General features: G+C 69.2%; 12 protein-coding genes. 5 read left to right on the forward strand and 7 right to left on the reverse strand.

What is annotated here, in order from left to right:
- Positions 1-31 precede the first annotated feature (31 nt).
- The 4 genes from BLR41_RS09535 (at position 32) to BLR41_RS09550 (ending at position 3,143) form a co-directional block, all read left to right on the forward strand.
- A complete protein-coding gene (locus tag BLR41_RS09535) occupies positions 32-901 on the forward strand; it encodes a metallophosphoesterase family protein (RefSeq protein ID WP_176797910.1) in 870 nt (289 codons plus the stop codon).
- A complete protein-coding gene (locus BLR41_RS09540; RefSeq protein ID WP_092627678.1) occupies positions 898-1,545 on the forward strand; it encodes a 4'-phosphopantetheinyl transferase family protein in 648 nt (215 codons plus the stop codon). The genes BLR41_RS09535 and BLR41_RS09540 overlap by 4 nt, the downstream gene beginning before the upstream one ends.
- 488 nt (positions 1,546-2,033) lie before the next feature.
- Complete coding sequence (gene rraA / locus BLR41_RS09545; RefSeq protein ID WP_092627679.1) at positions 2,034-2,510, forward strand: ribonuclease E activity regulator RraA; 477 nt, start codon at positions 2,034-2,036, stop codon at positions 2,508-2,510.
- A gap of 231 nt (positions 2,511-2,741) precedes the next feature.
- Entirely contained in the window at positions 2,742-3,143 is a 402-nt protein-coding gene (locus BLR41_RS09550) for a VOC family protein (RefSeq protein ID WP_176797911.1), read from the forward strand.
- A gap of 121 nt (positions 3,144-3,264) precedes the next feature.
- Here the strand turns inward: BLR41_RS09550 and pgl are convergent, their stop codons facing one another.
- From pgl to tkt, 6 genes are all read right to left on the reverse strand, one after another.
- Positions 3,265-4,029 (reverse strand): 6-phosphogluconolactonase, encoded by a 765-nt coding sequence (pgl, locus tag BLR41_RS09555; RefSeq protein ID WP_092627681.1) that lies wholly within the window; start codon positions 4,027-4,029, stop codon positions 3,265-3,267.
- Entirely contained in the window at positions 4,029-4,997 is a 969-nt protein-coding gene (gene opcA / locus BLR41_RS09560; protein WP_092627894.1) for a glucose-6-phosphate dehydrogenase assembly protein OpcA, read from the reverse strand. Before opcA ends, pgl begins: the two co-directional genes overlap by 1 nt.
- On the reverse strand, positions 4,994-6,523 hold the full coding sequence (gene zwf, locus BLR41_RS09565) for a glucose-6-phosphate dehydrogenase (protein WP_092627682.1): 1,530 nt from the start codon (positions 6,521-6,523) through the stop codon (positions 4,994-4,996). Before zwf ends, opcA begins: the two co-directional genes overlap by 4 nt.
- A gap of 27 nt (positions 6,524-6,550) precedes the next feature.
- Entirely contained in the window at positions 6,551-8,176 is a 1,626-nt protein-coding gene (locus tag BLR41_RS09570) for a hypothetical protein (protein ID WP_092627683.1), read from the reverse strand.
- Between the two features lie 258 nt (positions 8,177-8,434).
- The gene (gene tal / locus BLR41_RS09575) at positions 8,435-9,541 is read right to left on the reverse strand and encodes a transaldolase (protein ID WP_092627684.1); all 1,107 of its coding nucleotides are present in this window, start codon (positions 9,539-9,541) and stop codon (positions 8,435-8,437) included.
- Between the two features lie 52 nt (positions 9,542-9,593).
- The gene (tkt, locus tag BLR41_RS09580; RefSeq protein ID WP_092627685.1) at positions 9,594-11,663 is read right to left on the reverse strand and encodes a transketolase; all 2,070 of its coding nucleotides are present in this window, start codon (positions 11,661-11,663) and stop codon (positions 9,594-9,596) included.
- 418 nt (positions 11,664-12,081) lie between these two features.
- Between tkt and BLR41_RS09585 the strand changes: the two genes are divergently transcribed.
- On the forward strand, positions 12,082-13,110 hold the full coding sequence (locus tag BLR41_RS09585) for a DUF2157 domain-containing protein (protein WP_176797912.1): 1,029 nt from the start codon (positions 12,082-12,084) through the stop codon (positions 13,108-13,110).
- Positions 13,111-13,138: 28 nt separating this feature from the next.
- Here BLR41_RS09585 and BLR41_RS09590 read toward each other — a convergent pair whose 3' ends face one another.
- On the reverse strand, positions 13,139-13,792 hold the full coding sequence (locus tag BLR41_RS09590) for a DedA family protein (RefSeq protein WP_092627687.1): 654 nt from the start codon (positions 13,790-13,792) through the stop codon (positions 13,139-13,141).
- Positions 13,793-13,829: the final 37 nt, after the last annotated feature.

A 13,829-nucleotide genomic window follows, 5' to 3' on the forward strand; every position in this document is an offset into this window, starting at 1 on the left:
AACGGGGTGACCGGCCGGTAGGGTCTGGCGCATGGTGGCGCCGTCGTTACTCGCGACCAGCGATCTGCACGTATCGCACCGCGACAATCGCCCGGTACTGGACGAGATTCGGCCTCACACCGACGAGGACTGGTTGATCGTGGCGGGGGACGTCGCCGAGACGACCGAGACGATCGGCTGGGCGCTGGGCAAGCTGCGGGAACGGTTCTCCCGCGTGATCTGGGTCCCGGGCAACCACGAGCTGTGGACTCCCCCCGGTGACGACGTGCGTGCCAGGGGTGTGGAGCGCTACGACCATCTGGTGCGGATGTGCCGGGAGCTCGACGTCACCACGCCGGAGGATCCCTACCCGGTGTGGCGTGACGAGCAGCGCTCGGTGGTGGTGGCACCGTTGTTCGTGCTCTACGACTACAGCTTCCGGGCGCCGGAATTCGATGCCGAGCAGGCCCTGGCACACGCCTACGACACCCACGTGGTCTGCACCGATGAGGTGATGCTGCACCCCGATCCGTACGAGTCGCGCACCGAGTGGTGCCACGAACGGGTGAGGCAGACCCTGCCGAGGCTGGAGGCCATCCCGGAGCACCTGCCCACGGTGCTGATCTCCCACTGGCCGCTGCACCGCGATCCCACCAGGCGGTTGTACTACCCCCAGTTCGGCATCTGGTGCGGCACGGAGCTCACCGCCGACTGGCACCTGCGGTTCCGGGCCGTGGCCGAGGTGCACGGCCACCTGCACATCCCGGTGACCGACCGCGTCGACGGTGTGCCCTTCGAGGAGGTCTCACTCGGCTACCCCAGGGAGTGGCGCAGGCGGGGCGGACCGGGCGATCCGCTGCACAGCATCCTGCCCGCCGCGCCCGAGCGGACCTTCGAGGAACTGGTGAGGGCCCACCGGTGATCGAACGAATCCTGCCGGAGGCGGCCGTTTCATCCGAGGTCTTCGGCGACGACCCGCACGCGCGGCTGTTGCCGGAAGAGGAGCAGTACGTCGCCAGGGCAGTGGAAAGACGCAGGCGCGAGTTCACCCTCGCCCGGAGCTGTGCCCGGCGCGCGCTCGGCGAGCTCGGCCATCCCGACTTCGCGGTGCACAGCGGGGAGTGGCGGGAACCGAAGTGGCCGCACGGCGTGGTCGGCAGCATCACGCACTGCCGGGGCTATTGCGCGGCGGCCGTGGCACCGACCTCGGTGGTTTGTTCGTTGGGCATCGACGCGGAGATCGACGACGCGCTGCCCGAGGGCGTGCTGCGGCAGGTCACCGTGGAGCGGGAACGCGACCTGCTGGCCGGGTTGCCCGCCGGAGCCAACTGGGACCGGCTGCTGTTCAGCGCGAAGGAGAGCGTCTACAAGGCGTGGTTCCCGTTGACCGGCCGCTGGCTCGGTTTCGAGGACGCCTTCGTGCGGATCGATCCCCCGGGTGAGTTCCACGCCGAGCTGGTCGAAGCACCCGCACCGAGTTCGGCGGGCGAACTCACCGGGTTCTCCGGCCGGTTCCGCTTCGAATCCGGTCTGGTGATCACCGCCGTGACCGTCTTCCCCGACTGATCTCATCCCATGCTGCGGAGTTCGCTCGGGTCGGTTTCCGTTCGATTGCTTTTCCCCGCAAGCCGAACCCAGACCTCCCCCGCAGTCGGCGTCAATTTCTCGGGCGGTCTCAAAGGGTGAATGCAACAGCTTGGAGTGGCTCGACCAGGGACCTCGTGAGGGCGCTGATCGGGCTCGTTGCCGGGCAGGTCGTGACTGCCCGATGGACGGCCAGCCTATGCGCCCTAACCCCAGGTCAAGCCACGTGTTGCATTCACCGGTTGAAGCGAAGCGAAATCGCCGGGCCACCGAAGCAGGCCGAACTCCTACCACCTTCGCAGCAGTACCGACCGCGGGTTCTCCCGTGCGGCTCTCGCGAGGAAGGCCCGACGTGGCGTAGGTGGCTACTCGATGTCGGGCCTCCCGCAGCGAGAGCCGTGCGAGAGGTTCCGCCACGGCACCACCTCGGCAGCCGAGGTGGTGCAGCTATACCAACGAAAGGAGTGGAAATGATTACTACTGCTGACCTGGCCGACCGCGACGGCGACGAGGTCCGCAGCTGCGACCTGCAGCTGCGAAGCTTCGGCAACCGCGAGGTGTTCTCCGGCCCGATCCGCACAGTGCGGTGTTTCCAGGACAACGCGCTGCTCAAGAGGATTCTCTCGGATCCCGGTGAGGGCGGGGTGCTGGTGATCGACGGGGCGGGTTCGGTGCACACCGCGCTGGTCGGTGACCTGATCGCCGAACTGGGGCGCTCCAACGGTTGGAACGGACTCGTCGTCAACGGCGCGATCCGGGACTCCGCCGTGATCGACGGGATGGAGTTCGGGGTCAAGGCGTTGGGAACGAACCCGCGCAAGAGCTCCAAGGCCGGCGCCGGTGAGTCCGACGTCGTCGTCGAGTTCGGCGGGATCGACTTCGTGCCCGGCGAGTACCTGCTCAGCGATCAAGACGGGGTGGTGGTCAGCCGGACCCGGCTGGACTGATCGGGTGGCCGCGGTTCGGTCCTCGGCGGTGGGCGGGCGGCGGGAACCGTAGTTCCGGAGCTCCGACATCGGAGCGCTCGCTGCGGCGGCCCGCACCGACTGGTGATCCCGGGGAAAACTCGTACCGTGATGCGAGGGATCCGTCTCACTGCCGTTCGGAAGTCGATGTCCGATCGAATCCGGTCCCGTGATTCGGGGTCCTCGACATCGCCGGTGGACGCGAGGTGCTCGATGATCACAAATCCCAAGTTCGTGGTGCTCTACGTGAGCGACCAGCAGACCGTGCTCGATTTCTGTACCCGGAAACTGGGGTTCGAGGTCCGGACCGACGCCTCCTACGGGGACGGCCAGCGCTGGATAGAGGTGAGCGTGCCGAGTGCCGAGACCTACCTGGTGCTCGCCGAAGGGGATCCGCGGGTGCGTGATCTCGTGTTGCAGCGGCTGGGCGAGCTCAGCCACGTCTGGTTCGACTGCGACGACCTCGACGCCACCTTCGACGAGTTGACGGCCAGGGGAGTGCGGTTCCCGGTCGAACCCCGCGCGGCGCCGTGGGACCCCGAGGGCAGAACCCGCTGGGCGCAGTTCGCCGATCCGGAGGGAACGCTCTACGGGCTCACCGAACGGGGGGCGTGATTCGACGCCGATGGTGCTAGGTCGGTTCCCGGCGGTTCGCCGCCCCGGCGGTACCGGGGCGGCGACGCGTGCTCGAAAGCCACGGGCGAGCCCGTGCGGGCCGAGCTCTCGGCACGCGTTCTCAGTCGCCGAGGGGGGATTCCCGGGCCGCTTCGCGGTCCAGCAGCCACAGTGTCCGGTCCCGCCCCCGGGCACCCGCGGCGGGGATGTCGACCGGATCGGCCCCGGTGAGTGCCCGGGACACCGCCTCGGCCTTGCCCGCTCCCGTGGTCATCAGCCACACCTCGGAGGCCGCCTCGATCGCGGGCAGGGTCAGCGAGATCCGCGTCGGCGGTGGTTTCGGACAGTCCCGAACCGCCACCGCGTTGCGCTCGCGTTCACGTACGTAGGGCGTGTCGGGGAACAGCGAGGCGGTGTGCCCCTCCTCCCCGACGCCCAGCAGCAGCACGTCGAACCTGGGGACTCCCGTCTCCGACTCCGTGCCCGCCAGGGTGCGCAGCATCTCGGCGTAGTGGTTCGCCGCCGATTCGACGTCCGCGCCGAAGCGGCCGTCGGACGGGGCCATCGGATGCACGCGCCGCGGGTCGAGCGGCACGTGATCCAGCAGTGCATCGCGCGCCTGGGTCTCGTTGCGCTCCCCGTCGCCGTCGGGCAGGAACCGCTCGTCCCCCCAGAACAGGTTCACCGTCGACCAGTCCACGGCCGAGCGGGCGGTCGAGTTCCGCACCCGTTCCAGCACGCCTATCCCGGTGCGCCCGCCGGTCAGCACCACCGAGGCGACACCGCGGGCCGCCTGGGCGTCCACGATGCTGGTGAGCAGCCTGGCGGCCGTCGCCTCCGCGAGCACATCCGCGTCCGGGTGCACGATCATCTCGTTGTCGCTCATCACTGTTGTCCCGCCGAGACCGGTTCCGCCTGTTCCTCGTTCTCGGAGCTCTCGCCCCGCACCACGTCCGAGAGGCCGCGTAACGTGTTCTCGTAGATCTCGTCCGGGCCGAGTCTGCGCAGCTCCTCGGCCAGGCAGTCCCGTACCGCCCTGCGGTTCAACGTCACCCTGCGGTCCTGCTGGCCGGGTTGGGTGAGGTAGCCGACCTTGCCGTCGGGGCGAACCACCTCCACGTTCCCGCTCGAGCGTTCCAGCACCGCCGAGACGATGCCCGGACCCCGGTGGACCTCTCGGCGCACCGGGATGCCGAGGCTGGCCGCCAACCAGCCCGCCAGCAGATCCGTGGAGGGCGAGTCGGACTCGCCGCTGACGACCGCTCCCTCGATCGGTTCGAACGGCGGCAGGTCCAGCGAGGCGGCCAGCAGGGCACGCCACGAGGTGAGCCTGGTCCACGCCAGATCGGTGTCGCCGTCCACGTAGGAGCGGACCCTGGTGCGCAGCGCCTCGATCGGGTCCGGTTCGGCGGCGGCGTCGGTGATCCGCCGGTGCGCGAGTTCCCCGATCGGGTCCTGGCCCGGGAACTCGGGGGCGTCGTTGGGCCACCACACCACCACGGGGGCGTCCGGCAGCAGCAGCGGCACGACGGAGCCCGCTCCCTCCTCGGCCAGCGGGCCGTACAGCCGCAGCACCACCACCTCCGAGGCCCCGGCGTCGCCGCCGATGCGGATCTGGGCGTCCAGCCGGGCCGCGGCCTGCCGGGCGCCCTTGGCGACCACGATCACCCGCGCCGGGTGCTCCCGGCTGGCCTCGTTGGCCGCCTGGATCGCCTCTTCGGTCTCGGTCCCGTCCCCGGTGACGATTACCAGCGTCAGCACTCTGCCGAGTGCGACGGCACCACCGGACTCGCGCAGCTCGACCATTTTCTTGTTGACCTGCGAAGTGGTGGTGGAGGGCAGATCGACGATCACGGCCGCCTCCATACGCGTCCAGTGCGGGCCAGCATCGACTCCGCCGACGGTGGCCCCCAGCTTCCTGCCTTGTACTTCTCCGGATATCCGTGTTCGGCCCAGTAGTCCAGGATCGGGTCCAGGATCTGCCAGGACTTCTCCACTTCCTCGTTCACCGGGAACAGCGAGGGCTCACCGAGCAGCACGTCCAGCAACAGCCGTTCGTAGGCCTCCGGGGAGGATTCGGTGAAGGCGTGGCCGTAGCCGAAGTCCATCGTCACGTCCCGCACCTCCATCGAGGTGCCGGGAACCTTCGCGCCGAACCGCATCGTGATGCCCTCGTCCGGCTGCACCCGGATCACCAGGGCGTTCTGGCCGAGCTCCTCGGTCATGGTGTCGTCGAAGGGCTGGTGCGGCGCCCGCTTGAACACCACGGCGATCTCGGTGACCCGCCTGCCGAGGCGCTTGCCCGTGCGCAGGTAGAACGGCACACCGGCCCAGCGGCGGTTCTCGATCTCCAGCGTGATCGCCGCGAAGGTCTCCGTCTTGGAGTCCGAGGCGAAACCGCCCTCCTCATGCAGCCCGGGAACCTGCTGGCCGCCCTGCCATCCGCCGGTGTACTGCCCCCGGGCGGTGGTGTCGGCGAACGGGCCGACCGGTTTGGTCGCCGAGAGCACCTTGCTCTTCTCGGCGCGCAGGTCGCCCGGCGCGAAGGACAGCGGTTCCTCCATCGCCGTCAGCGCCAGCAGCTGCAGCAGGTGGTTCTGGATCACGTCGCGGGCCGCGCCGATTCCGTCGTAGTAGCCCGCACGACCGCCGAGCCCGATGTCCTCGGACATGGTGATCTGCACGTGGTCGACGTAGTGGGCGTTCCACAACGGCTCGAACAGCTGGTTGGCGAACCGCAGCGCCAGGATGTTCTGCACCGTCTCCTTGCCGAGGTAGTGGTCGATGCGGAACACCGAGTCCTCGGGGAAGACCTCGTTGACGATTCGGTTGAGCTCCTGGGCGCTCTCCAGGTCGTGCCCGAAGGGCTTCTCGATGACCACCCGGCGCCACTGGTCCTCGGTCTGCTCGGCGAGTCCCGAGTTGGACAGGTGGGTCAACACCGTCGGGAACATGGAGGGCGGAACCGAGAGGTAGAACGCGTGGTTGCCACCGGTGCCGCGCTCCGCGTCGAGCTGTTTGACCGTCCTGGTGAGCCGGTCGAAGGTGTTCGGATCGTCGAAACTGCCGGGGACGAACCGGATCCCCTCGGCCAGTCGGTCCCAGACGGCCTGGTGGAACGGCGTGCGCGCGTTCTCCTTGACCGCCTCGTAGACCACCTCGCCGAAGTCCTGGTTCTCCCAGTCGCGCCTGGCCACTCCCGTCAGGGCGAATCCCGGCGGCAACAGCCCCCGGTTGGCCAGGTCGTAGATGGCGGGCATCAGCTTCTTGCGGGACAGATCCCCGGTGACGCCGAAGATCGTCAGGCCTGCCGGGCCCGCGATGCGCGGCAACCGCTTGTCACGCGGATCGCGCAGTGGATTGTGCTCGGGGGAGCTCACGTGTTTTCCTTTCCTGCCGCTCGCGCCTCAGCCCGCCGTACGCAGATCCTGCACCGCCTTGACCAGCTCCACCAGTCCGGTGGTCCGGTCCGTGAGGTGCAGTCGGAGCACCGGCCGGTTCTGCTGCGCGAGAACCTGACCGTCCCCGAGGGCCTGGGCACGTTGCAGCCCCGAGAGGGTGTACGGGCGTCCCGGAACCTCCATGTCCTCACCGACCGCGCCGGTCAACTGCAAAAACACCCCGTTCTGGTGACCGCCCTTGTGGTACTGGCCGGTGGAGTGCAGGAAGCGGGGACCCCAGCCGAAAGTCGTCTGCAGACCGCTGCGGCGAGCCAGCTCGGGACGCAGCACGCTGATCGAGGCGTCGTCGATCCGGTCCAGGTAGGCCTGCACGGCGATGTAACCGGATGTCGGGGCGGCGTTGAGCAGCGCCCGCAGCGTCTCGGCCACGGTGCCGACACCGGGGGAGAGCCACTCACCGGCCGCGTGGATCTCGATGGCCCCGTCCACGGCGGCCGGGGTGGCCACGGGGCCTCCCGCCGGGCCGTCCAACAGGCCGCGTGCCGCCTTTTTGGCGGCCTCGACGTCGGGCTGGTCGAACGGGTTGATGTCGAGCAGCCTGCCCGCCAGTGCCGTGGTGAACTCCCACAGCAGCATCAGGCCACCCAGCGAGCCGTGCGTGCCCACCGCGGCGGCACCCGCCGCGGGGCCGATCGCCACCGGCGTGGCGTCGCCGCCCGCCGTGGCGAAACCGGGCGCTTCCACGTTCTCCACCGGCACGGGCAGCAGCCCGACCCCGGATTTGCCGGTGGATTCGGCGATCAGCTGTTCGACCCAGTCGGCGAAGCCCACTATCCCGGATCCGCTGTCGGCGAGTACCACCTTCTCCGCCCCCGACTGGTGGGCGGCCGCCAGCGCGGCGGCCAGCCGGATGGCGGGGTTCGACTCCTCGTCGGCACGCACGGACGGGAAGACCGCCTCGGCGTCGTCCAGCAGGCCCGCGATGTCGGCACCGGCCAGTCCGGCGGGCACCAGACCGAAGGCGCTCAGCGCCGAGTAGCGTCCGCCGACGTTCGGGTCGGCGGTGAACACCTTGCGGTAGCCGGACTCCTCCGCCGTGGTCTGCAGCGGGGACTCCGGGTCGGTGACCACGATCATGCGCCGCGCGGGATCGATGCCCTCCTCGGAGAACGCCCGCTCGAAGATGCGTCGGTGGCTCTCGGTCTCCACCGTGGTGCCGGACTTGGAGGAGACCACCACCACGGTGCGCTCCAGCTCGCCCTCCAGAGCGTCCCGCACCTGGGCCGGATCGGTGGTGTCCAGCACGACCAGCGCGGTGCCAGCCGTGGACGTGATCACCTCCGGGGCCAGCGAGGAGCCGCCCATGCCCGCCAGCACGACCCGGGTCAGCCCCTCCTCGTGGAGCTCGGCGCGGAGCGCGTCGATCTCGGCGACCAGGCCGCGCGAGGTTTCGTGCAGAGTGGTCCACGACAGCCGGATCGATGCCTCCGACTCGGCTTCCGGACCCCACAGCGTCGGATCCTGCGCGGCGAGTCTGCTCGCGGCACGGTCGTTGACCAGCCGCTGGACCAGGGGCTCGGCCTCCCGTGCCAGCGAAGGATCGGTGATCTCGGCTGAGGTTTCAGTCGTCATATGGTTCCTTCGCGTTCACTCGTCAACACACGACGAGACGGATGGTGCACACGTTTACAGGCGACCGCCGGTTCGTGAGGCCCTTTCACGAGCGAGGGCGGTGCACGGGATGGACTTCCCGGTACCACCGCCGTGTTCCGGCCGGTCATCCGTGCCGAACACCCACTCGTCAGGATTCCTCGATCCGACCGGGCGGCCGCCTGCGTTCGCGCGGTTTTCACCCGTGCGGGGAGTGGTCCCCACACGGGTGAGGCACCGTTACCGAGTCTGTTCGAGCAGCTGCGAAACCGTCCGCAGCAACTCGTCCCAGGACTTCTCGAACTTCTCCACGCCTTCCCGCTCCAGCACGGTGTAGACGTCGTCGACGTCGATGCCGATCTCGGACAGCGAGTCGAACACCTGCTGCGACACCCCGGCGGTGCCGCTTACCGTGTCGCCCAGGATGTTGCCGTGATCGGCGACCGCTTCCAGAGTGGACTCGGGCATGGTGTTGACCGTGTGCGGCGCCACCAGCTCGTCGACGTAGCGGGTGTCGGAGTAGGCGGGTTCCTTGACCCCGGTCGAGGCCCACAGCGGCCGCTGCCGGTGTGCTCCCGCCTGCTCGAGGGACTGCCAGCGCTGCTCGGCGAAGACCTCCTCGTAGGCCGCGTAGGCCAGCCGGGCGTTGGCGATGGCCGCCTTGCCGTACAGGTGCTCGGGGGCGTCGAGCTGCTTCAGTCGCTTGTCGATCTCCGAGTCCACGCGGGAGACGAAGAACGAGGCGACCGAGAAGATCCGGCTGATGTCGTGGCCGTTCTCCCTGGCCCGCTCCAGCCCGGTGATGAAGGCGTCCATGACCTCGCGGTAGCGCTGCACCGAGAAGATCAGCGTGACGTTGACGCTGATGCCCTCCGCCAGCGTGCGCGTGATCGCCGGCAGTCCCTCCACCGTGGCCGGGATCTTGACGAACAGGTTGGGGCGGTCCACCGCCTTGGCCAGTTCCTGGGCCTCCTTGACCGTGGCCTCGGTGTCGTGGGCCAGTCGAGGATCCACCTCGAGCGAGATGCGGCCGTCCTCACCACCGGTGGCGGTGTGCACCTCGCGGAAGACGTCCGCCGCGTCGCGGATGTCCTTGGTGATCAACTCGCGGACGGCCTCGTCCACCCCGGCACCCCGGTCGGCGAGTTCGCGTACCTGGCCGCTGTAGTCCTCCGCGTTGGACAGCGCGCTCGCGAAGATCGTGGGGTTGCTGGTGACTCCCACCAGGTTCTTGTTCGCGATCAGCTCGGCCAGGTTGCCCGAGTTGATCCGCTGCCTGGACAGGTCGTCCAGCCAGATGGCCACGCCTGCGTCGCTGAGTGCCTGTAGATTGTTGTAGCCGCTCACTAGTTACCTCCGTCGTTCGCAGCGGTTGCGGTTCGGTCGGGTGCGACCGTTCTCAGTTCGACCGCACGCTGCTCAGGCTCCGTCGGGCGGCGGCGAGCACGGCTTCGGTGGTGATGCCGAACTGCTCGAACAACGTCTTGTAGTCGGCCGAAGCACCGAAGTGCTCCAGCGAGACGATCTCGCCGCTGTCACCCGTGAAGCGGTACCACGGTTGTGCGATGCCCGCTTCGACGGCGACCCGCGCGCGCACCGCGGACGGCAGCACCCGCTCCCGGTAACTCTCGTCCTGCGCGTCGAACCACTCGACGCACGGCATCGAGACCACGCGAGTGGGGACACCCTCGCTCTCCAGGATCCCGCGGGCCTCCACAGCCAGCTGCACCTCGGAGCCGGTGGCGATGAGTACCAGCTCTGGTGTACCCGAGGAGGCATCGGCCAACACGTAGCCACCCCGCGCGACACCCTCGCTGTCGGTGCCCTCCAGCGTCGGCACGCCCTGGCGGGTCAGCGCCAGCCCGGCCGGTCCCTCGGGGCGTTCCAGCACGCTCTTCCACGCGGCCGCGGTCTCGTTGGCGTCGGCCGGGCGCACCATCGACAGCCCGGGGATCCCGCGCAGGCTCGCCAGCTGCTCCACCGGCTGGTGGGTCGGCCCGTCCTCGCCCAGTCCGATCGAGTCGTGGGTCCAGACGTAGATGGTGGGAACCCGCATCAGCGCCGCGAGTCGTACCGCGGGCCGCATGTAGTCGGAGAAGATCAGGAAGGTGCCGCCGTAAGGCCGGGTGCCGCCGTGCAGCGCGATCCCGTTGAGCAGCGAGCCCATGGCGTGCTCCCGGACGCCGAAGTGCAGCGTGCGGCCGTAGGGCTGTGCCTGGAACATCTCCGTGGAGATGCTCTCGGGGCCGAACGAGTCGGCACCCTTCATGGTGGTGTTGTTGCTCTCGGCCAGGTCGGCCGAACCGCCCCACAGCTCGGGCAGCACGTCCCTGAGCGAGGCCAGCACCTCGGCGGAAGCCTTGCGGGTGGCGATGCCCTTTGCGTCCGGCTCCCAGCTGGGCAGCGCGTCCGCCCAGTCGGCGGGCAACTCACGGGCACTCAGCCGATCGAGCAGCGCCTTGCGCTGCGGGTTCTCCGCCGCCCACGAGTCGAAGGCGATCTGCCACTTCTGGTGCGCGGCCCTGCCCTGCTCGGCGACCGTGCGCGTGTGGGCGATCACCTCGTCGGCCACCTCGAAGGACTTGTCCGGGTCGAAGCCCAGTGCCTTCTTGACCTCGGCGACCTCCTCACCGCCCAGTGCGGCGCCGTGGGACTTGCCGCTGTTCATCTTGTTCGGCGCCGGGTAGCCGATGACCGTGCGCAGCACGATCAGGCTCGGGCGGTCCGTCTCGGCGCGCGCGGCCTCCACCGCCTCCAGGAAGCCCTGCACGTCCTCGCCGCCGTCGACGGTGACCACGTGCCAGCCGTAGGCCTCGTAGCGCTTGGCCGTGTCCTCCGACAGGGCGATGTGCGTGTCGTCCTCGATAGAGATCTCGTTGGCGTCGTAGATCACCGTGAGGTTGCCCAGCCGCTGGGTCCCGGCCAGGGAGGACGCCTCGGAGGTGACACCTTCCTCGATGTCACCGTCGGAGGCCAGCGCGTAGATCTGGTGGTCGAAAACACTCTCGCCCGGCTCGGAGTCCGGGTCGAACAGACCGCGCTCGCGCCGGGCGGCCATCGCCATGCCGACCGCGTTGGCCAGTCCCTGGCCCAGCGGGCCGGTGGTGGTCTCGACACCCGTGGTGTGGCCGTACTCCGGGTGCCCGGGCGTGGCCGAGCCCCAGGTGCGCAGCGCCTTGATGTCTTCCAGCTCCATCCCGTATCCGCACAGGTAGAGCTGCAGGTACAGCGTCAGGCTCGAATGCCCGGCGGAGAGCACGAAGCGGTCCCGGCCGATCCAGCTCGCATCGTTGGGGTCGTGGCGCAGTACCCGCTGGAACAGCGCGTACACGGCCGGGGCCAGGCTCATCGCGGTACCGGGGTGGCCGTTGCCGCACTTCTCGACCGCGTCGGCGGCCAGCACGCGGATCGTGTCCACGGCGCGTTGGTCCAGCTCGGTCCAGTCCTCGGGAACTCGTTTGGTGGTCAAACGGGCAAGGTCGTCTGTGACGGACACTCCTCGCGGCTCCAGTTTCCCTCGCGCGGTGAATCCGGTCGAACTTGACCGATTCGTTCCGCTGTTATCCCTCGTCCAACGTGCAGCGTAATCCTGTTGTGTGGCCGGTGTCGCGACCCGTCCGCCACGTGGATGCGTTCGATGCCTCACCCCCGTTCGCATGAGGACGCGAAACGGGCTCTCCGTGTCCGGATCATCACTTCCGGTGATCACTTCGATGGGGGTTGCCGCCTTCGAGGGGAACCGCTGAAAGCACGGATTCGTTTCCCACGAACCGGGTGCCGACGCCGCGGTGAATATGATGACCCGATCACAGGTGGAACCGTCGGGAGGGCGCATGCGCCGCTCGGGTGGTTCCGACCGGACCGAGAACCCGAGCCGGAGACGCACAGTGACGAACCGGACACGGCACGCCGCGCTGTACGAGCTGGTCGACGACGGGGTGCTCAGCGCGGAGCAGGCCGAGGCAGCCCTCGAAGCGCTGCGGCAAAGCGAGTCGCGCACCGGCTCCCGCCGGATACTGCGGGAAACAGCGGGCTACCTCGGTGGCGCGCTGGTGCTCGCCGGGGGTGGCCTGCTGGCCGAACTCACCTACGACACCCTGGCCCGGCCGACACGCGTCGCGATCCTGCTCGTGGTGAGCCTGCTGTTCGCCGCCACCGGGCTGTATCTGCTCGGCGGACGGCCCGGCCCGCGCACCCGGGAAACGGTGCCGGGAGCACGGCGGCGACTGTCGTCCCTGCTGTTCGCGCTCTGCGCCCTCACCGGTGCTTCGGCGGTCAGCGTCGCGGTGCCCGACTTCGTGCTGCTGCCCGCGATGGTCACCGGGCTGGTACTCGCGCTGCTCGGCTGGCTGGCGGTGCCGGCCCCGCCCGGCCTGCCGGCGCTGGCCGTGGCGGCCGTCGCCACGGTGCACTCGTTCGCGGGATTCTGGTTCGACCACGTGCTCTCGGAGCGTGCCCCGGCATCGGAGTTCGGGCAGAGCGAATTGACCGGACTGCTGCTGTTGCTGCTCGGCACGCTCTGGTGCCTGTGGGCCGCGCGTCGGGTGACGGTCACCCCGACCTTCGCGCTGGCGCTCGGGGTCACCATCGTGCTGCTCGGTTCCTTCTGGGTCTCCTCGGTCGGACAGAGCTGGTGGGGCCACGCCCTCGCCCTGCTCGTGGCCGCCCTGTTGCTGGCCGGATTCGTGTGGCGCCGTGACCTGGTGCTGCTCGTCGGCGGATTGGTGGCGCTGATCGCGGGGGTGCGCGACACCGTCGCGGACCTGATGGGAAGCGTCGGCCTCGCGGTGCTGGTGCTGGTGCTCGGGGCGCTGACGATGTCGCTCGGCGCGTTCGCCATGCGCCGCCCGGACCCCGCCGGTTCGCGTTCCGCGCGGGGCGGGGCTGCCGGGAACGCTTCCGAACCGGAGGAATGACGCACCCGGCGTTCCGGTTCGGACGAGCTCACTCGGCCTCGGAGCAGTGCTCCGGTGCTGCCCGCTGCTGGCTGCGCGCACGAGCACGCCGAACGAGCACGAACCCCGCGATTCCGACGGCCAGCACGCCGAAGACCACCCAACTGGCGTTGCCGAGTATCGCCCCCACGCGTTTCAGCGAGGCCCTGGCCAACGCTCCCGTACTCACGTAGACCAGCGACCACAGTGCCGCCGCGGACAACGAGGCCAGCAGGAAGCGGTTGTAGCGCAGCTGCGAGACTCCCGCCGCCGCGGGGGTGAAGGTCCTGACTATCGGCACCAGCCTGGTCAGAAAGATCGCCAGGCCCCCGTGCCGGTCCAGTGCGGCGGTGGCACGGTCCCAGCGGTCCAAGCCCATGCGTCGCACGATCGCGGTGGAGCGCATCGCCGGCCCGTAGCGTCTGCCCAGCAGGTAGCCCACGTGATCACCCCCGGAGCCGCACACGGTGACGACCAGCAGCATCACCCCGAGCAGTGCCCGGTTGTCCACGGAGGCCCCCGCGATCAGCACCCCGGTCTCGCCGGGGATGAACATCCCCATCCCCAGTCCGGACTCCACGAACGCCATGGCTCCCGCGACGGCGAGGAGCAGCTCGTCGGGTAGCGACGAAAGCGTGTCCAACACGTCGGAGACCAGCGGCATTCGTGTGCTCCAGAACTACGTAGTGATCGCGTGGGAG

It is taken from the genome of Actinopolyspora mzabensis (assembly GCF_900101095.1).
GTDB classification, from domain to species: domain Bacteria; phylum Actinomycetota; class Actinomycetes; order Mycobacteriales; family Pseudonocardiaceae; genus Actinopolyspora; species Actinopolyspora mzabensis.